Source organism: Empedobacter sedimenti (genome assembly GCF_030005555.1).
Lineage (GTDB): Bacteria > Bacteroidota > Bacteroidia > Flavobacteriales > Weeksellaceae > Empedobacter > Empedobacter sedimenti.
This window is the reverse complement of sequence record NZ_JASCQG010000043.1, coordinates 1-781: the sequence shown is the minus strand read 5'-3', so window position 1 is coordinate 781 and position 781 is coordinate 1. Positions and strand designations below refer to the sequence as shown.

Sequence of the window (781 nt, the reverse complement as noted above, 5' to 3'; positions counted from 1 at the left end):
ATTATCAAAAAGTACGTAAAGATGAGGATGATAAAATACGTTTTCAATTGATAGCGCTATCCAACGAGCATCAAACTTGGGGCTTTTGGATGATGCATCATCGTTTACGAAATTTAGGATTTACTTGGAACCATAAACGAGTTTATCGAATTTATACTTCGATGAAACTTAACCTACGTAATAAACGTAAAAAAAGACTTCCTGCAAGGATTAAAGAGCCGCTTTTACGTCCGATTTATCCAAATGTAACGTGGAGTATGGATTTCATGCATGATAGTTTAGAAAACGGAAAAAGCGTGAGAAGTTTGAATATTATAGACGATTTTAATCGAGAAATTTTGAGTATTTGTATCGACACAAGCTTACCTTCAGCTAAAGTAATTTCTGAACTTGAAAAACTAATCGAATGGCGAGGGAAACCTGAGAAAATTAGAGTAGATAATGGTCCAGAATTTATTGCTGAAAAACTAAAACTATTTTGTCAAAAAAAAGCCATTGAATTATATTATATTCAACCTGGGAAACCTACGCAAAATTCGTTGATTGAAAGATTTAATAGAACTTTTAGAACAGATTTTTTAAATGCTTATTTATTTGAAAATATCAAAGAAATGAAAAATTATACAGAAATTTGGATGTGGATGTATAACAATGAAAGACCACACAGTTCTTTACAATATCTTTCTCCTAGAAATTTTTTATTGAAATATGGTAAGGTCAAAAATCCTAATGATTTTCCTACATTTCAAATTAATCAAAATAATAATACAATAATATTAAA

The 781-nt window shown here is 29.6% G+C and carries 1 protein-coding gene; it reads left to right on the top strand.

Going from position 1 to position 781, the window contains the following annotated elements; all coding sequences use genetic code 11:
* On the top strand, nucleotides 1-781 hold a 781-nt coding region (locus tag QHG34_RS15825; protein ID WP_282631186.1), incomplete at both ends, for an IS3 family transposase.